Annotated in this window: 22 protein-coding genes, 1 tRNA gene and 1 pseudogene; 19 read left to right on the top strand and 5 right to left on the bottom strand. The window is 64.0% G+C overall.

Annotated features, from left to right (window positions below; all coding sequences use genetic code 11):
• Window positions 1-12: 12 nt before the first annotated feature.
• The gene (locus ACB033_RS14485; protein WP_005303718.1) at window positions 13-441 is read right to left on the bottom strand and encodes an LPP20 family lipoprotein; all 429 of its coding nucleotides are present in this window, start codon (window positions 439-441) and stop codon (window positions 13-15) included.
• A gap of 15 nt (window positions 442-456) precedes the next feature.
• Window positions 457-1,077 (bottom strand): FlgO family outer membrane protein, encoded by a 621-nt coding sequence (locus tag ACB033_RS14480; RefSeq protein ID WP_005303721.1) that lies wholly within the window; start codon window positions 1,075-1,077, stop codon window positions 457-459.
• A gap of 195 nt (window positions 1,078-1,272) precedes the next feature.
• On the opposite strand from ACB033_RS14480, the gene ACB033_RS14475 reads away from it, so the two are divergent.
• Both ACB033_RS14475 and ACB033_RS14470 read left to right on the top strand, forming a co-directional pair.
• Window positions 1,273-2,427, top strand: a complete 1,155-nt coding sequence (locus ACB033_RS14475; protein WP_025202107.1) for a flagellar assembly protein FlgT — start codon at window positions 1,273-1,275, stop codon at window positions 2,425-2,427.
• A 50-nt stretch (window positions 2,428-2,477) separates the two neighbouring features.
• Window positions 2,478-2,554 (top strand) — tRNA-Arg (locus ACB033_RS14470).
• Window positions 2,555-2,671: 117 nt separating this feature from the next.
• Here the strand turns inward: ACB033_RS14470 and ACB033_RS14465 are convergent.
• Window positions 2,672-3,472, bottom strand: a complete 801-nt coding sequence (locus ACB033_RS14465; protein WP_017763931.1) for a DeoR/GlpR family DNA-binding transcription regulator — start codon at window positions 3,470-3,472, stop codon at window positions 2,672-2,674.
• A gap of 255 nt (window positions 3,473-3,727) precedes the next feature.
• On the opposite strand from ACB033_RS14465, the gene ltnD reads away from it, so the two are divergent.
• The 10 genes from ltnD to ACB033_RS14415 all read left to right on the top strand — a co-directional run bounded on the left by ltnD (window position 3,728) and on the right by ACB033_RS14415 (window position 15,769).
• Window positions 3,728-4,636: an L-threonate dehydrogenase gene (gene ltnD, locus ACB033_RS14460; protein WP_095593257.1), complete on the top strand. Its 909-nt coding sequence runs from the start codon at window positions 3,728-3,730 to the stop codon at window positions 4,634-4,636.
• Entirely contained in the window at window positions 4,633-5,883 is a 1,251-nt protein-coding gene (otnK, locus tag ACB033_RS14455) for a 3-oxo-tetronate kinase (protein WP_371140568.1), read from the top strand. The genes ltnD and otnK overlap by 4 nt, the downstream gene beginning before the upstream one ends.
• On the top strand, window positions 5,876-6,508 hold the full coding sequence (locus ACB033_RS14450) for an aldolase (protein ID WP_017779202.1): 633 nt from the start codon (window positions 5,876-5,878) through the stop codon (window positions 6,506-6,508). Before otnK ends, ACB033_RS14450 begins: the two co-directional genes overlap by 8 nt.
• Window positions 6,509-6,569: 61 nt before the next feature.
• A complete protein-coding gene (otnI, locus tag ACB033_RS14445) occupies window positions 6,570-7,343 on the top strand; it encodes a 2-oxo-tetronate isomerase (RefSeq protein WP_139725319.1) in 774 nt (257 codons plus the stop codon).
• Between the two features lie 35 nt (window positions 7,344-7,378).
• Window positions 7,379-8,323, top strand: coding sequence for a D-erythronate dehydrogenase (denD, locus tag ACB033_RS14440; protein ID WP_139725317.1), 945 nt, complete (start codon window positions 7,379-7,381; stop codon window positions 8,321-8,323).
• On the top strand, window positions 8,320-9,822 hold the full coding sequence (locus tag ACB033_RS14435) for a GntP family permease (protein WP_268027100.1): 1,503 nt from the start codon (window positions 8,320-8,322) through the stop codon (window positions 9,820-9,822). The genes denD and ACB033_RS14435 overlap by 4 nt, the downstream gene beginning before the upstream one ends.
• Before the next feature lie 94 nt (window positions 9,823-9,916).
• Window positions 9,917-10,813 carry a DMT family transporter gene (locus tag ACB033_RS14430; RefSeq protein ID WP_139725313.1) on the top strand — a complete coding sequence of 299 codons (897 nt, stop codon included), beginning with the start codon at window positions 9,917-9,919 and terminating at the stop codon, window positions 10,811-10,813.
• A gap of 118 nt (window positions 10,814-10,931) precedes the next feature.
• Window positions 10,932-12,869, top strand: coding sequence for a methyl-accepting chemotaxis protein (locus ACB033_RS14425; RefSeq protein WP_139725311.1), 1,938 nt, complete (start codon window positions 10,932-10,934; stop codon window positions 12,867-12,869).
• A 507-nt stretch (window positions 12,870-13,376) separates the two neighbouring features.
• Window positions 13,377-14,822 carry an OprD family outer membrane porin gene (locus tag ACB033_RS14420; protein ID WP_005303739.1) on the top strand — a complete coding sequence of 482 codons (1,446 nt, stop codon included), beginning with the start codon at window positions 13,377-13,379 and terminating at the stop codon, window positions 14,820-14,822.
• 119 nt (window positions 14,823-14,941) lie between these two features.
• Window positions 14,942-15,769, top strand: a complete 828-nt coding sequence (locus ACB033_RS14415) for an SDR family oxidoreductase (protein ID WP_017782052.1) — start codon at window positions 14,942-14,944, stop codon at window positions 15,767-15,769.
• Between the two features lie 157 nt (window positions 15,770-15,926).
• On the opposite strand, the gene ACB033_RS14410 is transcribed toward ACB033_RS14415, so the two are convergent.
• The gene (locus ACB033_RS14410; RefSeq protein WP_368204492.1) at window positions 15,927-16,259 is read right to left on the bottom strand and encodes a DUF1904 family protein; all 333 of its coding nucleotides are present in this window, start codon (window positions 16,257-16,259) and stop codon (window positions 15,927-15,929) included.
• A gap of 87 nt (window positions 16,260-16,346) precedes the next feature.
• On the opposite strand from ACB033_RS14410, the gene ACB033_RS14405 reads away from it, so the two are divergent.
• The 4 genes from ACB033_RS14405 (at window position 16,347) to ACB033_RS14390 (ending at window position 19,877) form a co-directional block, all read left to right on the top strand.
• Window positions 16,347-17,240: a TraB/GumN family protein gene (locus tag ACB033_RS14405; RefSeq protein ID WP_017779193.1), complete on the top strand. Its 894-nt coding sequence runs from the start codon at window positions 16,347-16,349 to the stop codon at window positions 17,238-17,240.
• A 167-nt stretch (window positions 17,241-17,407) separates the two neighbouring features.
• Window positions 17,408-17,557 (top strand): DUF3149 domain-containing protein, encoded by a 150-nt coding sequence (locus ACB033_RS14400; protein WP_010634864.1) that lies wholly within the window; start codon window positions 17,408-17,410, stop codon window positions 17,555-17,557.
• 160 nt (window positions 17,558-17,717) lie between these two features.
• Window positions 17,718-18,296 carry a DNA endonuclease SmrA gene (gene smrA / locus ACB033_RS14395; RefSeq protein WP_010634865.1) on the top strand — a complete coding sequence of 193 codons (579 nt, stop codon included), beginning with the start codon at window positions 17,718-17,720 and terminating at the stop codon, window positions 18,294-18,296.
• Window positions 18,297-18,398: 102 nt separating this feature from the next.
• Complete coding sequence (locus tag ACB033_RS14390; protein ID WP_371140567.1) at window positions 18,399-19,877, top strand: carboxypeptidase M32; 1,479 nt, start codon at window positions 18,399-18,401, stop codon at window positions 19,875-19,877.
• Between the two features lie 71 nt (window positions 19,878-19,948).
• Here the strand turns inward: ACB033_RS14390 and ACB033_RS14385 are convergent.
• Window positions 19,949-20,355 (bottom strand): annotated as a pseudogene (locus ACB033_RS14385) (glyoxalase/bleomycin resistance/dioxygenase family protein).
• Between the two features lie 201 nt (window positions 20,356-20,556).
• Between ACB033_RS14385 and ACB033_RS14380 the strand changes: the two are divergent.
• The 3 genes from ACB033_RS14380 (at window position 20,557) to ACB033_RS14370 (ending at window position 23,512) form a co-directional block, all read left to right on the top strand.
• Window positions 20,557-22,122: an AlkA N-terminal domain-containing protein gene (locus tag ACB033_RS14380; protein ID WP_371140566.1), complete on the top strand. Its 1,566-nt coding sequence runs from the start codon at window positions 20,557-20,559 to the stop codon at window positions 22,120-22,122.
• Window positions 22,119-22,598 carry a methylated-DNA--[protein]-cysteine S-methyltransferase gene (locus tag ACB033_RS14375; RefSeq protein ID WP_139725300.1) on the top strand — a complete coding sequence of 160 codons (480 nt, stop codon included), beginning with the start codon at window positions 22,119-22,121 and terminating at the stop codon, window positions 22,596-22,598. Before ACB033_RS14380 ends, ACB033_RS14375 begins: the two co-directional genes overlap by 4 nt.
• A gap of 125 nt (window positions 22,599-22,723) precedes the next feature.
• Window positions 22,724-23,512: an SIR2 family protein gene (locus ACB033_RS14370; protein WP_139431484.1), complete on the top strand. Its 789-nt coding sequence runs from the start codon at window positions 22,724-22,726 to the stop codon at window positions 23,510-23,512.
• Window positions 23,513-23,571 lie beyond the last annotated feature (59 nt).

Here is a 23,571-nt window from a genome sequence, read left to right as displayed (position 1 = left end):
GCGGGCAGGCCGTCAGAACTGGCCAGCCATCAGCTGATTGATGTTGTAGAGGGCGCGAGTATCGAGCTCCATCTCGGTGGCATAGGTGTTGCCGCGGGGATAGGAGGCCACCACCCTGGCGCCGCGTACCATGCCGGCCACCGACACGTCCAGCGAGTTGGAGGTCTGGGTCAGGTCCTTGTAGCTGCTCTGGCCACGCACCTGCTGGCCGTTGAGCTGCTCGGCCAGCTCGCGGTAGGCATCCATCTTGGAGGCGCGGATGGCCTGCAGCATCTTCTCGGACTGGGAGGGGCCGGGCTGGATGTCGATCACTGCGTAGCCGACCGCCTTGAGCACCGGGAAATCATCCGGCTTGTTGTTGCCGCCGTAGTTGACCACCCGATTGCCGCCGCTGCACGCCGTCAGCAGCAGGGCCAGCAGGCATCCGAACAGGATTCTCATTGCGTCTACTCCTTGTCAGGGCGTCAGGTTGACCAGATGGCCGCCGGGACGCGCCTGGCTGTCACGCATCAGGTAACCGCGGTTGATCGAGGCCCGGCCAAACGAATTGTTGGCACCGAACAGGTATTTCTGCGGGATCATGCTCTGGGCCGTGGTCTCCACCATCTTGGTACGCAGGTCGATGATGCGGGCGTTGACCAGGATCCCCTTGCTGTTGCGGCTGAAGGTGCCGACCAGGATGCGGGAGATGGGCAACCGGGGAGAGAGGTCCTTGTAGTTGCGGCTCAGCACGAAATCCCCCTGCGGGGTGACCTTGATGCTGCCAGTCAGCTTGAAGTCCACCACCACCTCACCACGCCGGTTGAGCTCGTAGATAAAACTCTCCTCGATCTGCTGACCCATCCAGTTGGTGTCCTGCAGGGTATCGAGATCGACGAAGGAGGCGACCGCAATGGGCTCGGTTAGGGTAGTGAGCGACTTGCGCTCCATCAGCTGATCGGTCATGCGAGCCACCAGCCAGTTGAGTTCCATCCCCTGCGCCGCCTGGCGCGGATCACCCAGATCCCGGTTGATGGGGTCGGTGCCGCAACCGGCCAATGCCAGAGCGAGCGCCAACGCCGTGATGAGTTTGTTCATGGATACCTTTCCTGTATCTGCACCTGATTTGTTATCGGTTCGACCGGCCAAAGCTTGAGCCGGGAATGAGGCATGGATCTTGCTAAATATTCGCGGTGTGCTGTGCAACCGGCACGGCTCTGTGATCTGTATCGGCCGGCGACCTCACTTCGACAGGGGTGAATCGCGCCGACCCGCATATTCAAGGTGTTTGTCATGAAATTACCGCTGCTGTTAACCCTGCTGCTGGCCAGTCTGTCGGCGCGGGCCGAGATCATCGAGGCGCAGGGCAGTGCCGCCATCCTGGGTGGGGACGAGGTCTACGCCCGCGAGCAGGCAACCCGCGATGCCCTGCGGCAGGCTCTGCTGGCGAGCGGCGCCGCCGTCTCCAGCATCCAGCGCCTGGAAAACGGCAGCCTGCGCTCCGAGCAGATCCAGATCCGCTCCGGCGGCGACATTCGCCAGTACCGGCTCAAGCGGGAAGAGGTGCGCAACGGCCGCATGTACATCACAGTGATGGCCGACATCCAGGCCGAGCGCCAGATCTGCCAGACCCAGCACTACGCCAAGGATTTGACGCTGGTGCGGCTGCGGCTGCGCTACCCAGAGCAGGCGAGCTACGGCGCCCTCGACGACATGCCCGCCAACCTGTCACGCCGCATGTTCGAGGCGCTGGCCAGCGCGCCGCAAGGGGTGGCCGTGCGCCAGTGGCTGGACGAAAACCTGCGCATCGACCCGCTCCACCTGCAGCAGGGGGATCGCAGCGCCCTCGAGGAGATCAAGGCGCTCAGCCTGCGCACCGACAGCCAGTACCTGGTGCTCGGCAGCATCGACGATCTCTCCCTCGAGCCGCAGGGCAACCAGCTGACCAGCTGGTATGAAGACCCCATTCGCAACTTTCGCATGCAGCTCTATCTGTTCGACGGCATCAACGGCAGCCTGCTCGGCCGCAAGGAGTACCAGGGCCGGGCCAACTGGACCTTCGCCAAGCGCGATCAGGTGGGCAGCAGCAGCGGCCAGTTCTGGCAGTCGAGCTACGGCCAGGAGGTCAACTACCAGTTGCAGGAGGCGGTGCAGGATCTGGTGGCCCAGCTCAGCTGCGCCCCGGTTACCGCCCGGGTGGTCAGCCAGAACGAGCGCGGTCCCTACATCAATCTCGGCCGCCGCAACGGCGTCCGGCTTGGGGATCAGTTCCGCATCCAGCACGATGCCGATTTCATCGATCCCTATGGCAAGGCACGCATGCTGCGCAACCCGGCCGACGGCCTGTTCGAAGTGGTGCAGGTATTCGAGGATGGCGCCATCATCAGCAGCCAGAACAAATATTCGCCGTTTAACATCCAGATCGGCGATCTGGCAGTATTGGAATAAGAATCAAGGGTTTAAAAGGGAGCCGCTTCTTGTATAATGCCGGCCACAAGGTTCCCGTAGCTCAGCAGGATAGAGCGGTCCCCTCCTAAGGGACAGGCCACTGGTTCGACTCCAGTCGGGAACGCCATATAAAACAAGGGGTTGGCATCATCATGATGCCAACCCCTTGCTCGTTTTTGGCCAAGGCCGCCGTTCGGCCGATGGCGGGTGCGTCGGCAGCCCGTCGCCACCGACCCAGCCTGGACTAGCCTGCCAGCTCAGTGGAATAGTGTGCATCCCCTCCCAGCGGAACCAACGTGAGCCTGACACCGTGCTGGGCCAGCACCTCGCGCGCACTCTCGGGCAGTTGCCCGTCGCTGATGACCTGATCGATTGCTTCCCAGCCCACCACGTTGAAGGTACCCACCTTGCCGTATTTGGAGGAGTCGCAGATAAGTATTCGGGTCGCTGCAGCCTCCACCACGGCGCGCTTGACCGGCACCTTCTGCTCGCTGGGAGTGGAGATCCCCAGGGCATCCCAGGAGGAGGCCGACAAGAAGGCCACATCAAGGTGCAGATTGCGCAGGAAGTGGGCGGTCGCCTCGCCGGCGCAGGACTGGTTCTCCCGAATGACCTGCCCGCCGGTGTGGTAGAGGCGGCCACGGCCGTGCTCGATCAGGTAGGCGCACACCATGAAATCGTTGGTCACTATCATCAAGTCTTCCCGCGGCGCCAGCTCGCGGGCCAGCTCGAGGGAGGTGGTACCCGCATCCAGATAGACGGAGCTGCCCGCGGCCACCTGCGCCGCGGCACTGTGCGCAATGGCGAGCTTCGCCTCCTGCATCAGGCTGCGCTTGGTGGCGTGGGAGGGCTCGCTCTTGATCCGCTCGGAGAGGCTCACGCCCCCCGACACCGAGAGGACTCGCCCCTGCTCTTCGAGCTTCTGGATATCGCGCCTGATGGTCATGTGGGATACCTGCAGCCGTTCGGTCAGTTCCGTGATGCTGACGGCACCGCGCTCGGCCAGCAGGTGCAGGATCTGTTGCTGTCTCTCTACGGGGATCATGGGCAATCCGTAACGCTAAAACGAGCACCCATGTTACCCCAGCGGGATGGGAAATTTTGATAAAAAAGCAAATCAAGGCTCACAATTCACAACAAATCACATCCAAACCGCCACAAAAGTCACTCAATCGGCTCCATCTCGTTTAAAATAACAAAAATTAACACCACCTAAGTTAAATTTTGTGACATCTGCCTGATATTTCACCACCACAAACCCCTACTATCGGTTCATTCGTTGTAATCGAGGAACTGACAGATGAGCAGACCCTATCACGTTGCCGTCATCGGCCTGGGCGCCATGGGCATGGGCGCCGCCCGCTCCTGCCTGCGGGCCGGGCTCACCACCTACGGCATCGATCTCAATGCAGAGGCGCGCAACCGGCTGCAACAGGCCGGTGCCGCCGCCGTCATGGCTGATGCCCGCCCCCTGGCGGAGACGCTCGATGCGGTGTTGCTGCTGGTGGTCAACGCCAATCAGGTGCGCAAGATCCTGTTTGGCGAGCACGGCCTCGCCGCACATCTCAAACCGGGTACCGGCATCATGATCTCCTCCACTATCGCCGCAGAAGAGGCCGCAAGCTTGGCTCGCGAGCTGGCCGCGCTGGAGCTGCCGATGCTGGACGCCCCCGTTTCCGGCGGCGCCATCAAGGCCGAGGCCGGCGAGATGACGGTGATGGCCGCCGGCGCCGATGCCGCCTTCGACAAGCTGGCTCCTGTGCTCGATGCGGTGGCCGGCAAGGTCTACCGGGTCGGCAGCGAACCGGGCCAGGGCAGCACGGTCAAGATCGTTCACCAGTTGCTGGCCGGGGTGCACATCGCCGTGGCCGCCGAGGCCATGGCACTGGCCAGCCGGGCCGGCATCTCGCTCGATCTCATGTACGACGTGGTGACCCACGCCGCCGGCAACTCCTGGATGTTCGAAAACCGCATGGCCCGGGTGCTGACCGGCGACTATCAGGCCCGCTCGGCGGTGGACATCTTCGTCAAGGATCTCACTCTGGTGGCCGACACGGCGCGAGAGCTGCGCTTCCCGCTGCCGCTGGCGAGCACCGCCCTCAACATGTTCCTCGCCGCCAGCAACGCCGGCCACGGCAAGGAGGATGACAGCGCCGTCATCAAGATCTTCGACGGCATCACCCTGCCAGGCACGGAGGAGGCACGATGAAACTGGGCGTGATTGCAGATGACTTTACCGGGGCCACCGATATCGCCGGTTTTCTGGTGGAAAACGGCCTCGCCACCCTCCAGCTTGCCGGCATCCCGCCGGCGGTGGATCTCAGCGGGATCGATGCGGTGGTGATCAGCCTCAAGAGCCGCTCCTGCCCGGCGGGCGAAGCGGTACGCGACTCACTGGCGGCCCTCGACTGGCTCAAGGCGCGCGGCTGCCCGCGCATCTATCAGAAGTACTGCTCCACCTTCGACAGCACGGCGGCCGGCAACATAGGCCCGGTCACCGATGCCCTGCTGGCGGCACTGGAGAGCCGATTCACCCTGATCTGCCCGGCCCTGCCGGTGAACGGTCGCACCGTCTATCAGGGCAACCTGTTTGTCGGCGCCCAGCCGCTGGCCGAATCGGGCATGCGTCACCACCCCATCACCCCCATGACCGACAGCAACCTGTTGCGACTGATGGAAGGGCAGGGTTCAGGGCGCGCCGGACTGGTGCCCTTCACCACCATAGCGCAGGGCCCTGATGCCATTGCCGACGCCTTCGAGCAGCTAACACAAGCTGGTGTGCGTTACGCCGTGGTCGACACCCTCACCGAGCAGCACCTGCTGGATATCGCCGCGGCCGCCATCGAGATGCCGCTGGTGACCGGCGGTTCCGGGCTCGCCATCGGCCTGGCCAGGTTGCTCGGCAACAACAATCCGGCCGCCGCCCTCGCCGCGGGAAGACCGCTCGGCACCCGCGCCGTGGTGCTGTCGGGCTCCTGTTCCGAGATGACCAATCACCAGGTGGCCCGCTATCGGGAGGTGGCGCCGGCACTGGCCCTCGACGTGGTCGCTTGCCTGACGCAAGCCGACTACCCGGCCGAGCTGGCCCGCTGGGTGCTGGATCAGCCTTTGTCACCCGCCCCCATGATCCACGCCACCACCAGTCCGGCTCGGCTGGCCGAGATCCAGGCCCGCCATGGCCGCGACGCGGCGAGCGAGGCGGTGGAGCAGTGCTTTGCCCGCCTCGCCGTGCTGCTGCGCGCCGCCGGCATAGACAGCTTCATCATCGCCGGCGGCGAGACCTCGAGCCGGGTCACCCAGGCCCTCGGCGTCGCCGCCTTCCACATAGGCCCGCAGATCGCCCCCGGCGTGCCCTGGGTGCGGGCCACCGACGCCCCTCTCTCGCTGGCCCTCAAATCGGGCAACTTCGGTGACGAGACCTTCTTCAGCCGGGCACAGGAGTTTTTCCATGACTGAGCAGGCACTGCGCGACACCATGGTGATGCTGGGCGCATCCCTTTTCCAGCGAGGCTATGCCACCGGCGGCGCCGGCAACCTCTCCGCCAAACTGCCGGACGGCACCCTGCTCGCCACCCCGACCGGCTCCTGCCTCGGCCGGCTCGATCCTGCGCGTCTCGCCCGGGTGAGCATGAGTGGCGAGCACCTGGGGGGCGATCGCCCCTCCAAGGAGGTGGCCTTCCACCTCGCCATCTACCACAACAAGCCGGAGTGCCAGGCCGTGGTGCACCTGCACTGCACTCACCTGACCGCCCTCTCCTGCCTGGAGGGGCTGGATCCGGCCAACGTGATCCGCCCCTTCACCCCCTACTACGTGATGCGGGTCGGCCAGCTGCCGCTCATTCCCTACTACAAGCCGGGGGATGCCCGCATCGCCGAGGAGCTGGGGCGCCGCGCCCCCGAAGGCAACGCCTTCCTGCTGGCCAACCACGGCCCCGTGGTGACCGGCAAGGATCTGGTGGACGCGGTCAACAACATGGAGGAGCTGGAGGAGACGGCCCGCCTCGCCCTGCTGCTGCACGGCCAGCGGATCCGCTACCTGAGCGAACCCGAGATCAACGAATTGAGGAGTCTGAAGCCTTGAGCCAACTCTGGTCCGTCCCTCTGACCCGATACAAAAACAACGCATTGAGGAGCATCACATCATGAGCAAGTTTGCCGCCAACCTCACCATGCTGTTTACCGAGCTGCCGTTTCTGGAGCGCTTCGCGGCGGCCCGCGAGGCCGGCTTCGCCGCGGTGGAGTTCCTGTTCCCCTATGAGTGGCCAGCCGCCGAGCTGGGGCGCCAGTTGCAACTGCACGGTCTGACCCAGGCACTGTTCAACATGCCGCCGGGCAACTGGGCGGCAGGGGAGCGTGGCATGGCCGCCATCCCGGGGCGGGAGGCCGAATTTCGCGCCCATCTGCCAAGCGTGCGCGACTACGCCCTGACGCTCGGTTGCAGCAAGGTGCACGCCATGAGCGGCATAGTGGACCCCGCTCATAGCCTCTCGGCCCACCGCCAGACCCTGATCGACAACATCCGCTTCGCCGCCGACTTCCTGGCCGAAGACGGCATCAAGGTGCTGCTGGAACCCCTCAACGATCGGGATGTACCCGGCTACTTCCTGGCCCACCAGCTCGACGCCCTGGCCCTGGTGCAGGAGATAGACAGGCCCAACGTGGGGGTGCAGCTCGATCTCTACCACGCCCAGATCATGGACGGAGATCTCACCCGTCTCATCGGCAAGCTGGGCCCGGCCATCGGCCACGTCCAGATCGCCTCGGTGCCGGATCGCCACGAGCCGGACGAGGGGGAGATCGCCTACCCGCACCTGTTCAAGGTGCTGGAGCAGGCGGGCTACCACGACTGGATCGGCTGTGAATACAACCCCAGAGGCAACACCCGGCAAGGCCTGACCTGGCTGGCACAACAATAACGACCCTACACACGAACGAGTCTGAGGATAGCAAGATGCAGATCATCATCACCGGCGGCGGCGGCTTTTTAGGACAGAAGCTGGCCCGTGCCCTGTTGCACAGTTCCTTACCTTTCAGCGAGCTGCTGCTGGTGGACATTCAGGCGCCACCAGCCCTGGCCGACCCGCGGGTACGCTGCCTGCAGGCGGATCTGACCGCCCCCGGAGTGGCCGAGTCCCTCATCAGCGAACGCACCGCCGTGGTCTATCACCTCGCCGCCATCGTCAGCAGCCACGCGGAGCAAGATTTCGATCTCGGCTGGCAGGTCAATCTGGACACCACCCGCAGCCTGCTGGAGGCGTGCAGCCACACCCGTCCGGGTATTCGTTTCATCTTCACCAGCTCGCTGGCCGTCTACGGCGGCCCACTGCCGGAGCTGGTGAACGATGGCACGGCGCTGACCCCCACCTCCTCCTACGGTGCCCAGAAGGCGATGGGGGAGCTATTGGTCAACGACTACAGCCGCAAGGGTTACGTTGACGGCCTGGCGCTGCGCCTGCCCACCATCTGCGTGCGGCCTGGCAAGCCGAACCGCGCCGCCTCGTCGTTTGTCAGCAGCATCATCCGCGAGCCGCTGCAAGGAGAGAACGCCCTCTGCCCGGTGAGCCCGGAGCTGCGCCTCTGGCTCTCGAGCCCCGCCACCGTGGTGGCCAACTTCCTGCTGGCCGCCACTCTGCCAAGGGGGGATGCCCGCAGCATCAACCTGCCCGGCATCAGCGTCACCGTCGGCGAGATGCTGACGGCGCTGACCCAGGCGGGCGGCCAGGCGGCGCGGGATCGGGTGCAGTTTGCCGCCGATCCCGCCATCGAGCGCATCGTGGCCAGCTGGCCGGGACGCATCGACAACCAGCGCGCCACCGCCCTCGGTTTCATGGCAGACAGGACGTTTGCCGAGATCATCGACAGCTTCATCACCCATGACATGCAGGAGGCATCATGAGCGACATCCCAACCCCCATCATAGGTCTCATCATCGCCGTCTTCGTGCTGGTGTTTCTGGTCATCCGCACCCGGGTGCACGCCCTGATCGCCATGCTGGCGGCAGCCTGCATCGCCGGGATCACCGGTGGCATGAGCATCGACAAGACCCTCACCGTCATCACCCAGGGCTTTGGCTCCACCCTCGGCAGCATCGGCATCGTCATCGGCCTGGGGGTCATGATGGGCCGCCTGCTGGAGGTGTCGGGGGCCGCCGAGCAGATCGCCTACAGCTTCATCAAGTGGCTTGGCAAGCGGCGTGAAGAGTGGGCGCTGGCCATCACCGGCTACATCGTCAGCATCCCCATCTTCGTGGACTCCGCCTTCGTCATCCTCTATCCGGTGGCCAAGGCGCTGGCGAAAAGCGGCAAGCGCTCCCTGCTCACCCTGGGGGTGGCGCTGGCGGGCGGTCTGGTGGTGACTCACCACACTGTGCCACCGACCCCGGGCCCGCTCGGCGTGGCCGGCCTGTTTGGGGTGGACATAGGCGCCATGCTGCTGATGGGCATGGCCCTGGCCATCCCCTGCGTGGTGGGCATCGTCTTCTACGCCCAGTGGCTCGACAAGAAGTACCCCGAGTTTGCCCAGCAGGTGCAAAAGACCCCGGACGAGCTGCAGGTCACCTATGAGCAGTACCTCAAGGAGAAGGAGGGCAAGACCCTGCCGAGCCTGACCCTGTCACTGCTGCCGATCCTGGTGCCCATCGTGCTCATCTTCCTCAAGGCCATCTTCACCACCCTCGCCACCCTGGAGGGGATGGACGGCCTGATGGCGAACCCGCTGGTGCAGGGCATCAACTTCATCGGCACCCCCATCATAGCGCTGGCCATCAGCGTGCTGCTGGCGGTCTACACCCTGGTGCCGCACATGGACAGGCATGCCACCGCCGCCCGCCTCGAGGAGGGGCTGCAATCCGCCGGCATCATACTGCTGGTGACCGGGGCCGGCGGGGCGCTGGGGGCCGTGCTGCGCGACAGCGGCGCGGGCCAGCAGCTGGCCGAGCAGATCGCCCTGCTGCCCATCTCCCCCATCCTGATCCCCTTCATCGTGGCGACCCTGGTGCGCCTCATCCAGGGATCCGGCACCGTGGCCATGGTGACGGCGGCCTCCATCTCCGCCCCCATCCTGGCGCAGATCCCCGGGGTCAACATGCTGCTGGCCGCCCAGGCCGCCACCATGGGGTCGCTCTTCTTCGGCTACTTCAACGACAGCCTGTTCTGGGTGGTCAACCGCATGATGGGGATCTCGGACGTGAAACAGCAGATGATCGTCTGGTCCATCCCGACCACCATCGCCTGGGCCATCGGTGGTACCGGCGTCGCCCTGCTCAACCTGCTGTTCGGCTCCGGCGGAACCTGGCTGGATCCCTTGCTGCCCCTGCTGGTACTGGCGCTCATCATCTGGGGCGTGCGTCGCCAGCAGTTGCCCGCCATCAGCAACGCGGTGACCGACAGCAAATAATCGCACTGCCATACCACCGAGGTATGGCCACCAGGGAGGGCCGGTCTGCTAGACTGGCCCTCTTTTTGTTCATTCATCTGCAAAGGAGTGTCGGATGTCTGCTGCTTCGTGGTGCGACAAGTCCACCGGGCTGGCGCTGCTGACCATAGTGCTATGGGCCTCGCTGGCGGCGCTCACCTCCCGGGTCACCAGCGTGTCGCCGCTGGTGCTGGTGGGGCTGGTGCTGTTTTTCTGCGGGGTGGGAGCCCTGCCGTTCTGGCGTCAGTGGCGGGCTCGTCCGGTCAACTGGCTGGTGACCATCAGCGCCCTGCTGCTCTACCACCTGCTGCTGTTCATGAGCTTTCGCCACGCCCCCGTGCTGGAGGCGAACCTCATCAACTACCTCTGGCCGCTGTTCATCATTCTGTTCACCCCCTTGCTGCTGCCGGGTCACCCGCTGCACGGCCGTCACCTGCTGGCCGGCGCCCTGGGTCTGGCCGGCTCGGTACTGGTGATGGTGAACGGCGAGCTGCAGCTGCAACAGGCCTATCTGCCGGGCTATCTGCTGGCACTGGGGGCCGCCATCGTCTGGGGCGCCTACTCGGTGCTGTCGCGCCGGCTGCCGCCGGCCCCGGCGGTGATGACGGCGGCGGCCTGCCTGCCCGCCGGGCTGCTGGCGCTGCTACTGGCCTGGCTGCTGGAGGGACCTCTGCCGGTGGCTCAAATTCCGGCCGGTGACTGGGGTCTCATCATAGGGTTGGCACTCGGTCCCATGGGGGCGGCGTTCGTCACCTGGTATCTGGCGCTGCGAGACGGGGATCCGCGCCGGATCGGGGCGCTGGCCTATCTGACGCCGCTGCTGAGCACCCTACTGCTGGTGCTGCTCAACGGCGAGCAACTGACCCCCCGCCACCTGCTGGCCGGCGCCCTCATCATGGGCGGCGCCCTGCTCGGCATGCTGGGCAAGCCCCCTGCCCGCCAGCAGCAGGAGGCCCCTGCCCTGCGGCCGTAAGCCAGCCCTCTCGACAGTCAGTCCGGGCCGCCGGGTTGACTGTCATAAAAGCGCCATCTCTGCTGCTTAAGCTCACGCCGACGCCCATCGCCGTGGTTCAACAAGCAGGAATGCTGCCGTGAAAATTGCCCATTATGCCTCCCTCTCTTCTCTCGCTCTGCTGCTGGTCGCCGCCGTGCAGGTCGCTGCCCTCTGGCACGGCTGGCAACAGCTCAACCAGGCCGAGCTGGCCCAGCACCAGCACGAACGACTGCAGCAGCGGCTCACCGGTACCCTGCAGGGCACCCTGCGCGACTACCTCGCCAGCGGCGATCCGCTGCGGCTGACCGAGGCCGAAGGGGTACGCAAACAGGCGCTCGCCCAGCTCTCCCAGCAAGATGGGGCGCTCACTGCCCCGCTGCGCACCCTGCTCGAGCAGATGGGAGCGCGCATCGACAGCGACTATCTGGCGGCGGGCAAGCTCTCCGGCAACAGCCAGTGGCTGCTGCAAAATGCCGAGAACGAGCTGACCGATCAGGCCAGGGCGCTGCTGCGATACGGTCAGCAAGGGGCGACGGGAAGCGACCCGGCCAGCGCCGAGCGCTATCGCCAGCTGGCCGGCGACCTGCTGGCGGCCCTGCCCGGGCTCGCTCACCTGCGCCAGAACTACATGGAGCAGGCCAGCCCCAAGCTGCTGGAAGGGTTGCAATTCGAGCTGGCGGCCCTGCAAAAACAGGCCGAGCAGCTGGCGGCTCTGCCGAGCCTGGCGCTTTTCGAGGCGCCTCCCGCCGACGAGTTCACCCTGGGGGAGCCGGAGCGCAAGGAGCTGGGGGATCTTCCCAAGGCCGAGCTGATCTCCCTGCTCAAGCGCTACCCGCAGGAGCTGGAAAACAGCCGCAAGGCGCTGCAACAACAGCAGCAGGCGCGCCAGGCGGTGCAGCAGGACATTGACCAGATGCTGCAAGCCACCGGCCAGATGGGCAGCGAACTGGCCGCCGCCCGCCAGGCGGTCAACCAGCGGCTGGCCGTCATCCTCGGCAGCCTGGCACTCTGTCTGGTGCTGGTGGCCCTGCTGTTTGCGCTGGTGCAGCGCCGCTGGCTGGTCAGGCCGCTGCTGCGCCTGCGCGCGGCCTTTCTGCAGCTCGACGAGACCGGGCAGGCCGAGACCCTGCCAGAGGGGCGCGAGCGCAACGAGCTGACCGACATCGTCGCCAGCTACAACCGCCTCATCCTGCGCCTGCAACAGGATCAGCAGCAGAAAGAGGGCCAGCTGTCGGCGGTGTCGCAAAGCCTGCAGGGGATGGTCAACCAGGTGCAGGAGATCCATCACAGCACCCGCACCACGGAGCAGGCGGTGGACGAGAGCGATCTGATGATGAGCGAGCTGAACCAGCTGGCCGGCGAGGTACACCAGGTGGCCGCCGAGATAGCGCAGCACGCCCAGCACAACGAGCACTCCATGAGCCAGAGCGAGCAGCTGGTGGGGGGCATGTTGCAGGCCACCGCCCAGACCGGGCTCGCCATCGACGAGAGCGGTGGCGCCCTGGCTCAGCTCAAGCGTTCGGTGGAAGATGTGACCGCCATCGTCGACGTTATTGGCCACATCTCCCAGCAGACCAATCTGCTTGCGCTCAACGCGGCCATCGAGGCGGCCCGGGCCGGGGAACAGGGGCGCGGTTTTGCGGTGGTGGCCGACGAGGTGCGCCACCTCTCCGCCGATACCCAGCGCTCCCTTGGCCAGATCACCGAGATCCTGACCAGACTGACCCAGGCGGGGGATCAGCTCGGCACCGTGCTGGCGCGGATCACCGCAGAGGCCGCCGCCCAGCGTCAACAGGCGGAGCAGCTGCGCCAGACCACCCAGGCGGTGCGGGAGATGGCGCGCAGCACGGCAGTCATCGCCCTGCAGGGGGCCGACAACGCCAAGAGCCAGGAGCACAAGCTGGCCAGTTTTGCCGATCTCATCGGCCGCATCAGCCAGCACGCCCGCCAGGGCAGCCGCCTCTCGGTGCAGGTGTCGGAGCACATCCACCACCAGGCCAGCCAGATCCCGCGCATCCTCGGCCACCAGGCCTGAGCCGCGCCGGTTCAGCCGGCTCCCCCAACCCAGCCCCTGCCATCGCGCAGGGGTTTATCTTTTTTTGTGGCACAAAATTATCTGTTATCCGCAGGTTAACGAGGAAAGATCCCTCTGCACAGTGCGATCCGTCCGGATCGGCCGGCAATTTCATCTGAAAACGTTGTCATCGCCGTTATGAGCGGGCTGGGAGTGTCCACAACGAGCGTCATGATTATTTGCACTCGGTCATATTTTTGAAACTTGGTGGGAACTTTCCATTGATATTTCGCACCGCGAACGTACTCTTGAGCTGTCCGATAGCCAAGTATCGGAACACAAAAAAACAAAATATGTGATGAACAGAACTGCACCCACCGCAGATGTGCCAAGACGTCGCGGCCGCAGCCGACATACTCGAACTTTTTGCCCTTCGGGGTCTTGATTGCAATGCCAATACCGAGCGGCGGGCACCTGCCTGACTGCCGGACAAAAAAGCTAAGTCCATAAAATCAGGAGCAATACAAAATGGAAAAAGTGATCTTCAAACGTGCCGCATTGAGCGCAGCCGTCGTTGCTGCCATGCTCGCCCCCGGTATGGTGTTGGCTGCCGACGAAGCAGGTCCCACCTATGCAGCCGCCGCCAGCAAATTCTATGAAGAAGGCAAACTCAACGGTGGCCTCTTCTACTTCCAGCGTGATCGTCAGCGTATCGACGGCGACCCCACTGCCAAGAACAAAGAAGGCAAGTACCAGTCCAACCTGAGCCACGCCACCACCCAGGCCTCCCTGAACTTCAACTCCGGCTACGCCTGGGACGTGGTGGGTATCGATGTGGGCGGTTTCGGTGCCTATGACCTGGCCGTGACCGAGAACCACCCGGTCAACCAGGAGAACGAATTCTCCTTCGCCGGCAACAAATGGGGCGAAAACTACAAGGACGGTTCCCCGGAAGGCGGCTTCAGCCTGGCCAACGCCTCACTGAAATTCAAGGCGCTGGACGGTGCCCTCACCGCCAAGGGCGGTCTGACCCAGCTCTACGTACCGGGCGTGATCGGCGTGAACTGGTCCTATCAGCCGGGTACCTACCGTGGTGGCCAGATTGAAGGCAACTTCGGCGGCCTCTACCTGACCTACGCCATCGCCGACGAGTACAAATCCCCCTGGTACAAGGAGACCCAGAAGTTCTCCCGCGCCAAGGCATGGATGGATCCGTTCGCCGATGAAAACGTCATCGACTACATCCAGGGCGTAGCGGCGCGTTACACCTTCGAAAACGGCACCTCCATTACCGGTTCTTACGGTAACTCCGAAAACTACATGGACAGCTACCACTTCAAGCTGGCCCACAAGTTTGACGTGCTGGGCGGCCTCTCCACCAGCTACCAGTTCTACGGCTCCGACACCGAGACCTATCAGAAGGGCGGTGCCGACATCGAGACTTACGACGGCCTGGCATGGCAGCAAGCGCTGACCGCCGCCTGGGGCATGGGCCCGTACGGCTTCCGTCTGGAAGGTCTGTGGACCAAGGCCGAGGGTAACGAAGGCAACTACCTGCCCCGTCTGACCCGTGGCTACGGCAACTCCCAGGGCGCGAACGAAATCTGGTGGGACTCCCGCTCCGACTGGAACGCCAACAACGAAAAAGCGCTGTTCTTCGGCGTGACCCGCTCCCTGGATGACCTGGTGGGCGCACCTGGCTGGTCCGTCGGTGTCTCCGGTGCCTACGGCTGGGATATCCAGAAAGGCGACGGCACCAAGGCCACCAACGGTGAAGATACCGAATGGGCAGCCAACTTCGACGTCATGTACACAGTGCAGGATGGCAAGCTGAAGGGCACCCTGTTCAAGCTGCACTACACCGATTACAACAACGACATCAGCCAGGGCGGCGGTTGGACCGAATACCCCAACATCTTCGCCTCCGAGAAAGACGTCAAGTTCCACATCATCATGCCGTTCACCATCCTGTAAGCAGGTGGTTGAAGTTAGCAAACCGGGCCGATTGGCCCGGTTTTCTTTTTTCTGATCAGCGGGTTAACATGCAAAGCCGCAGGCGCTTCTGCCTGCCCCGTCACCACAAGGATGCGACCATGTCCCGCTTCGTTCTGATCACCGGCTGTTCCAGCGGCATCGGCCTGGCCGCCGCCAAGGCGCTCGGCCAGCACGGCTACACCGTCATCGCCTCCGCCCGCAAGGCCGAGGACGTGACGCAGCTGCGCCAGTTGGGTTTGCTGGCCGTCGAGCTGGATCTGGCCAACGAAGCCAGCATAGAGCGGGGCGCGGCCGAGGCACAGGCACTGGCCGGTGGCCGCCTGTATGGCCTGTTCAACAACGGCGCCTACGGCCAGCCCGGCGCGCTGGAGGATCTGCCCACCCAGGCGCTGCGCGAGCAGTTCGACACCAACCTGTTCGGTTGGCACCACCTCATTCGCCAGTTGCTACCGGCCATGCTGGCGGCCGGCGAGGGGCGCATCGTGCAGAACAGCTCGGTGCTGGGGCTGGTGGCCATGAAGTATCGCGGCGCCTACAACGCCAGCAAGTTCGCGCTGGAAGGGTATACCGATACCCTGCGCCTGGAGCTGGCCGGCAGCGGCGTGCAGATCAGCCTGATCGAGCCCGGCCCTATCGATACCCGCTTTCGGGCCAATGCCCGCGCCGCCTTCCTGCGCCACATAGATCCCGCAACCAGCCGCCATCAGGCCGCCTACCAGCAGACCCTGAGCCGGCTGGAGCGCGAAGGGGGTGCCCGCGGTTTTACCCTGCCAAGCGAAGCCTGCATCGCACCGCTGCTGCATGCACTCGGCAGCCCGCGCCCAAAACACCGCTACCCGGTCACCTTCCCGACCCGGCTGTTCGGGGTGCTGCGCCGCCTGTTGCCAAGCCGCCTGCTCGACCGGATCCTCGCCAAGTCGGCCTGACGGCAACCGCTTCGCCCCCCGGCACGCCCGCACACTACTGGCAACCAGAGGCGACGACGCGCATCGTCGCCTCTCGTCTCATCCCCACCAACCGGCACCAGAGTGCAGCGCCAGAGTGGCTTGAATCATTCAAGCCGCCATCCCTGGCCGTCCCCGCTCAGTAGTGCTGGCCGTTGCTGTAATAGCAGCTCTTGACGATGGGCAGCACCTGCACCACCACATAGGTCTGCTCCCCCAGCACCGCTTTCAGGTGGCGGGTGATCAGTGCCGCGGCCGCGTCCTGCAGCTCCTGCGGGCGTTCGAACCAGACCAGCTCGACAAACGGAAAGCCGGCCTCGCGCTCCCCCCCGCGCACCCAGTGGCTGTCGATGCACTCCAGGGTGACAAACTCAGGTTTGCCCCCGGTGAGGGCGCAGAGATCCGTCAGCAGGGGGGTGCTTATCTGCTTGAGGGTGTCGACGGTGACGGCCCGGAAACGAAGGTGGGGCATGGGAAAACCTCTTGGCTGTGACAAATGAGGACTTATCATAGGGGTTATTGTGACGAAGAGAAGCCATCTGCTGACATAAGGTGCCCCATGAGACTCCATCGCCTGCTGCTCCCCTTCCTGCTCTGCTTGCTGCTGCCGCTGAGCGCCCTTGCCGACCCCGCCTTCTATCGGGTCAGCAAGGGCGATCAGCAGCACTGGCTGCTGGGCTCCATCCACGCGGGCAAGCCCTCGCTCTATCCGCTGCCCGACCCCATAGAGCGGGCCTGGCTGCAGAGCCGCGCCCTGGTGCTGGAGGTCGATCTGACCCACATCAGCCAGCAGCAGTGGCAGGAGATGGGGGCCATCACCCGGCTGGTGGACGGCAAGACCCTCAAGGAGCACATACCGCTCGACCTCTACCGGCGCACCATCATCGCCGCCGGCCAGAACGGCCTGACCGAGAACATGCTGGCCCCGCTGCGCCCCTGGTTCGCCGCCATCACCCTCACCCAGGCGGCACTGGAGCGCACCGATTTTCGCAGCGCGCTCGGGGTGGATCAGCACTTCGCCAAACAGGCCACCGACGGCGGCAAGCCCATCATCGGCTTCGAGACCCTGCTCGAGCAGCTTGGCTACCTCGCCAGCGTCGGTGACAACCAGACCCTGATGCTGGAGAGCACCCTGGACGAACTGCCCGAGCTCGAACGCGGTTTTGGCGAGGTGATGAAGGCGTGGGAAGAGGGGGACGAGGCGACCCTCATCAATCTGCTCAAATCGGAGATGGCACCGCCCAAACTGCAGGCCTGGCTGGAACAGACCCTGCTGGCGGAGCGCAACCACAACTGGCTGAAGAAGTGGTCCACCCTGCCGAACGAGAGTTTCATCGTGGTAGGGGCGCTGCATCTTTACGGCGACCAGGGGCTGCTCGCCCTGCTGGAGCAGCAGGGCTGGCGCATCACCCCGCTCACCGAGCCAGGCCCGCGCAAGCCTGCCCGCCAATAGGCGCCGACGGGGCCACACCGGCCCCGTAAGGGTCTTGAACTGGGAGGAGGCTCACAGATCCGGCTGCCGATTAAATAACCACAAGGGGACTTGATCGAGATCATCTCTTTGCTCCCAAAGAGGTATCTATCATGCCTGTCATCAATGGGATGACAGGAGTGCACGAGATGGATTTTTGGATGAACCTGATGTTCGGCAACAGCGTGGGACTGATGTCCATGTTGGTGATTATCGGTACCTTCCTGCTGATCAGTTCCTACGCGGCTTATTTCATCTACAAGGTGATGAACGCCAAGCCGCCGAAAGAGGGCCAATAAGCCTGCGTCAGGCGATCCCCGATCCCCGATCGCCTGATCCCGCCCTCGCCTCCCCTTTGCTCAGGGTCTGAGCAGACCCGCGCCACTGCCGCGCCCGCCACTTTCAGATCCGCCCCCGCCCGCTATAATGGCCGCTCATTCCACCTGCGGGGAGCCTGCCGTGTCTCAAAACGACGAACTCTCACTGTTTCGCAATGAAGTGGCCGATGTGCGCCCCATTCGCAACGACCATGTCCGCCTCCAGACGGCCAGCAGCCCGACCGACGCCCAGCTGGCGCGGCGCCAGGCCGCCACCGCCGAACAACTCGCCCTGGATCACCTCAGCATGGAAGCGGTCGAGATGCTCGACCCCCACGCCATCGTCGGCTTCAAGCGCGACGGGGTGCAGGAGGGGGTCTACAAGAAGCTGCGACTCGGCAAATACGAGCTGCAGGCGAGCCTGGATCTGCACCAGAAGACCCTGAACGAAGCGCGCCAGAGCCTGGTGCAGTTCATCGCAGATTGCGAACTGCGCGACATCCGCTGCCTGCTGATCCTGCACGGCAAGGGGGAGCGCAGCACGCCGCGCGCCCTGCTCAAAAGCTATGTCAGCGCCTGGCTGCCGCAACTGCCGGCGGTGATGGCCATGCACAGCGCCGAGCGTCGCCACGGCGGCGGTGGCGCCCTCTACGTACTGCTGCGCAAGAGCGAGCGCAAGAAGGCGGAGAACCGCGAACGCCACCAGAAGCGGCTTGGCTGAGCGGCGGCTCGCGCCGACCGGTGAGCGGTGGTAGCATCGAACGGCCCCGAGCATGCCAGGTACGGGGTGTACGCCATCAGGGACGATAACAAGGATAATCCCATGTCATATCAGAAACTTGAACAACATCAGCAACAGCTGCACCGGCTCTCCCACCTCTCCGCCATCTGTGGCTGGGATCAGGCCGCCATGATGCCGGAGGGGGGCAACGAAGCCCGCGCCGAGGCCATGGCCGAACTGGGGCTGCTGATCCACCACAAGCGCACCGCCCCCGAACTGGGCGACTGGATTGCCAAAGCCGAGAGCGAGCCGCTGGACGAAACCCAGCGCGCCAACCTGCGCGAAATCAAGCGCCACTGGCAGGATGCAAGCCTGCTGCCCGGGGATCTCGTGGAGGCGCTGTCGCTCGCCGGCAGCAAGTGCGAGCACGCCTGGCGCCGCCAGCGCAAGGAGAACGACTGGGCCGGCTTTGCCCCGAACCTCGCAGAAGTGGTGAAACTGTCGCGGGAGGTCGCCTCCTTGCGTGCCGAGGCGCTGGGGGTGCGCCCCTACGACGCCATGCTGGCGCTCTATGAGCCGGGCATGACCAGCGCCCGGCTCGACGAGATCTTCGGCGATCTGACCGGCTGGCTGCCCTCCCTCATCCAACAAGTGAGTGAGCAGCAAAAGAGCGAAACCATCCTGACCCCGCAAGGCCCCTTCCCCATCGCCGCCCAGCAGGCGCTCGGCCAGCAGGTGATGGGGCTGCTCGGCTTCGATTTTGCCCATGGCCGGCTTGATGTGAGCAGCCACCCGTTCTGCGGCGGGGTGCCGACCGACGTGCGCATCACCACCCGCTACAACGAGCAGGAGTTCGTCTCCAGCCTGATGGGTATCGTCCACGAAACCGGCCACGCCCGTTACGAGCAAGGCTTGCCGCGCCAGTTGCTTGGCCAGCCGGTGGCCGAGGCGCGTTCCATGGGCATTCACGAGAGCCAGAGCCTGTTCTGCGAGATGCAGCTCGGCCATGATCCCGCCTTCCTGACACTGCTGGCGCCGCACATTCGCGCCCACTTCGGCGAGCAGGCGGCGTTGGCGCCGGCAAACCTGGTCAAGCTCTACAACCGGGTCGAGCCCGGCTTTATCCGGGTCGATGCGGACGAGGTGACCTACCCGGCCCACGTCATCCTGCGCTACGAGCTGGAGCGCGATCTGATGGAAGGTCGCATCGAGGTGGCAGACATCCCCGCGCTGTGGGACACCAAGATGCAGCAGTGGCTGGGGCTCTCCACAAAGGGCAACTACCAGAATGGCTGCATGCAGGACATTCACTGGACCGACGGCTCGTTCGGCTACTTCCCGAGCTACACGCTCGGTGCCATGTATGCGGCGCAGCTGCGCTTCGCGCTCGAGCGGGAGCTCGGCAGCATGGGCGAGCTGATCGCGGCGGGCCGCCTGCCGGAGATCTTCGCCTGGCTGGGCCGCCACATCTGGTCCCAGGGCAGCCGCTACGGCACCGACGAGCTGGTCAGCCGCGCCACCGGCGAGGCGCTGAATCCGCACTGGCTGCGCCGCCATCTGGAACAGCGCTATCTGAAATAAGGTGCCAGCGCGCCCGCCAGCAGATAACAAACGGGGCCTCACGGCCCCGTTTTTCATGGCGGCGTGGCGTGTCAGCGCCCGTCCGACACGCCGGTGAACTCGCGCAGCTGCAGGATGTTGCCCTCGGGGTCAAACGCATTGCGCACCACGAAGCCTGGGCCTGACCACTGCTGCGGCAGCAGGCCTCCACCGAGATCGGCCGCTTTCGCTTCCGCCCAGGCGAGGCTAGGCTAGGCACGGTGAAAAACAGCTTGATGGCGCCCTGCTCGCGCAGCTGCGGCGGCGTGGTGATGACCACCTGCTCGGCATAGGGGGCTGGGATCGCGTGCAGCAACAGCTGGATGTCGGCGTTTTCCTGCACGATCAGCTCGTCACTCTGGCTGCGGATCTCCATCTGCAGCAGGGTGCGATAAAAGTGGCTCAGCAGGCCGGGATCCCTGGCATAGATCAGGGCACCGGCACGTGCGGGTCCTGGCATGACTCTCTCCTCCTTGGATGTTGTCAGCCCAGATTCGCACACTTGCCCCCTCAAACCGATCTGTTTTTCATACCGTGCACGCGGCATCGGCTTTATTTCAATTGCTGTCCGTTTCTGGCTAGTCATAGCCCCCGTTCCTGCTTAGTCTCTCACTCATCCGGGCCACCGTGCCCACCCCGTTTTCGGCGCAAGGAGCCACCGATGCCAACAGATCACGTCATGACGATGCCGCCGGCCCCAGAGGATGAGTCAGGCCTGCCGCTCAGCGCCGAGCAGTGCCATGCCGCCCGCCTGGCCCGCGATGCACGTTTCGACGGTCGCTTCTTTACCGGCGTGCTCTCCACCGGCATCTACTGCCGGCCTGTCTGTCCGGCGCGGCCACCGCACGAGCACAACGTGCGCTACTTCCAAAGCGCCGCCGCAGCGGAGCAGCATGGCCTGCGCCCCTGCCTGCGCTGCCGGCCTGAGCTCGCGCCCGCCACCCCCGGCGATCTGCCGCCGACACTGGCGCGCCTGCTGGCCCGGATCGATCGCGGCGAGCTGGCGGAAGGCTCGCTCACCGCGTTGGCTGAACAGGCCGGCATCAGTGAGCGCACGCTGCGCCGCCAGTTCGAGCAGCACCTCGGCGCTTCGCCAAAACAGGTGGAGCAGACGCGCCGGCTGCTGCTCGCCAAACGGCTGCTGACCGAAACCCGGCTGCCCATCACCGACATCGCGTTTGCGGCGGGCTTTGCCAGCATTCGCCGCTTCAACGACGCCTGGCAGCAGGCATATGGGCTGGCACCGCGGGCGCTGCGCCGTCAGAGCGAGCCAACCGACGACGCCACCGCCCTGTCGCAGGCTGCGCCATTGACCGAGGAGGGGGCGATGCTCACGCTGCAACTGCCCTACCGCCCCCCTTATGACGTGGCGGCCATGCTGGCGTTCTACCGGCTGCGCGCCATTCCGGGGCTGGAGCGGGTAGATGGCGAGGTGTATGAACGCCTGCACCGGGTCGGCGATCGGCTCGCACGGGTACGCATCAGCCAGGGCAAGGGGAACAGCCTGCAGCTCAGCGTCCATGATCTGCCGCCCGCCGCACTGCCGGATCTGCTGTATCGGGTGCGCCGGATGTGGGATCTCGATGCTGACATGCAGCGCATCGGTGCGCGGCTCGGGCAGGATCCGCTGCTGGCACGCCTGCAGGCGCGCTGGCCGGGGGTTCGGCTGCCCGCCGGCTGGGATGAGTACGAGGTGATGCTGCGCGCCATCGTCGGCCAGCAGGTGTCGGTGAAGGGGGCCATCACCATACTCGGGCGGCTGGTGGCGCGCACCGAGGCGCAATTCGGGGTGGCGCAGTTGCCCACCCCCACCCAGCTGTGCGAGCTCAATCTGGACGGTATCGGCATGCCCGGCAGCCGGATAAGAACGCTGCAGGGGCTGGCACAGGCGCTGGCCAGCGGCGAGTTGAGCTTGACCTGCGCCAGCGATGAACAACTGCTGGCGCTACCCGGCATCGGCCCCTGGACGGTCGCCTACTGGCGGCTGCGCTGCGGACTGGATCCGGATGCCTTCCCCGCCTCGGATCTGGTGCTGCAAAAAGCGCTGGGAGGCGGCACCAAGTTGCCGGTGAAGGATGTACTGGCCCACAGCGAAGGGTGGCGGCCCTGGCGCGGCTACGCGGCGAGCTGGCTGTGGCATGCCATGAGCGAGCAGCCGGCACTGTTGACCGAGTCAGCACCAGGCGGCGCTGCAAGCGACAACCAAGCAGAGGAGACAACCCCATGATCCGTTACGACTTCTTGCCCAGCCGCTGCGGCGATCTGCTGGTGGCCATCGACGAGCGCGGTCTGGTGCACGTGGACTTTGTGGCGGGGCTGCGCGCACTGCCCGAGATGCGCGACTGGCAACAGGACAAGACGGCGCTGGCCCCTTTTCTCGCTCAATTTGAAGCCTACTTTGCCGGCCGCCTGCAACGCTTCACCCTGCCGCTCGCACCAAGAGGCACGGCGTTTCAGCAAGCGGTCTGGCAGGCCCTGTGCGACATCCCCTACGGCGAGACCCGCAGCTACGGCGACATCGCCCGCGCCATCGGCAAGCCCAATGCGGTGCGGGCGGTGGGGGCTGCCAACGGCAGCAACCCGCTCTCGATCATCATTCCGTGCCATCGGGTGATCGGCCAGAACGGCAGCCTGACCGGCTATGCGGGGGGACTGGAGATTAAAAAGGCGTTGCTGCAACTGGAGAATATCAGTGAAAGATAATGTAATGCCTATAAGCCATAGACACTATCTATCATAAAATAATATCCACCACAGATTTACGATTTCATCGACTTTTCTAACCCGAGTATAGTGGCAGAACCATATTTATTAAGGAGAGATTAAATATGGAGCAACTACTATCGGCCTTTAGACAGGGCAACGTCATTCTTTTTGTTGGGGCCGGGGTATCGATGAACCTTGGTCTTCCATCATGGTCAACCCTGCTCGACAAGATCGCCAAGGATCTTGGCTATGAGCCTGAAATATACAAATCTTTTGGCGATCACTATGCGCTGGCAGAATATTATCGTTTACAAAAAGGCAGCATAGGCCCTTTAAGAAGCTGGATGGACAGAGTTTGGCATTCACCTGACATTGATATTTCAACGTCCAAAGTCCATGAATACATTGCCAAAGCTAACTTTCCGATAATATACACCACCAACTATGATCGCTGGATAGAGCATGCCCTTGCATATTATGGCAAGCCATTTACCAAAATCGCATCGGTATCAGACTTTACCAGGATCAAAAGTGACAAGGTACAAGTTGTAAAATTTCATGGTGATTTTGATGATGACAAGTCCATTGTCATTGATGAGACCAGTTATTTTGAACGACTTGAATTCGAAACACCACTGGATATAAAACTGCGTTCGGATGTGCTGGGTAAATCAGTGCTGTTTATCGGATATAGCTTGGCCGATATCAACCTGCGGCTTTTATTTTACAAACTTTCCAAATTATGGAAAGCCAACCAGGCGGGTGATGCCCAGCCGAAATCGTATATTTTCTCGGCCAAGTCGAATCCGGTACAAGAGGCCGTCCTTGAGCAATGGGGGATCAGCATGATCTCATCTGAAAAAGAGAACCCAGGAGAGGCATTAGAGGCGTTTCTGAATAAATTCCAATAATTGAAAATCTTGAAGGCACCTCCCCGCACCGGCAATCCAGCAGGGGTGCCATCCCTGTA

Source organism: Aeromonas sp. S15(2024), assembly GCF_041402265.1.
GTDB lineage: Bacteria > Pseudomonadota > Gammaproteobacteria > Enterobacterales > Aeromonadaceae > Aeromonas > Aeromonas dhakensis.
Note: the sequence above shows the minus strand (reverse complement) of the source record. Positions and strands in the feature narration are given on the sequence as shown.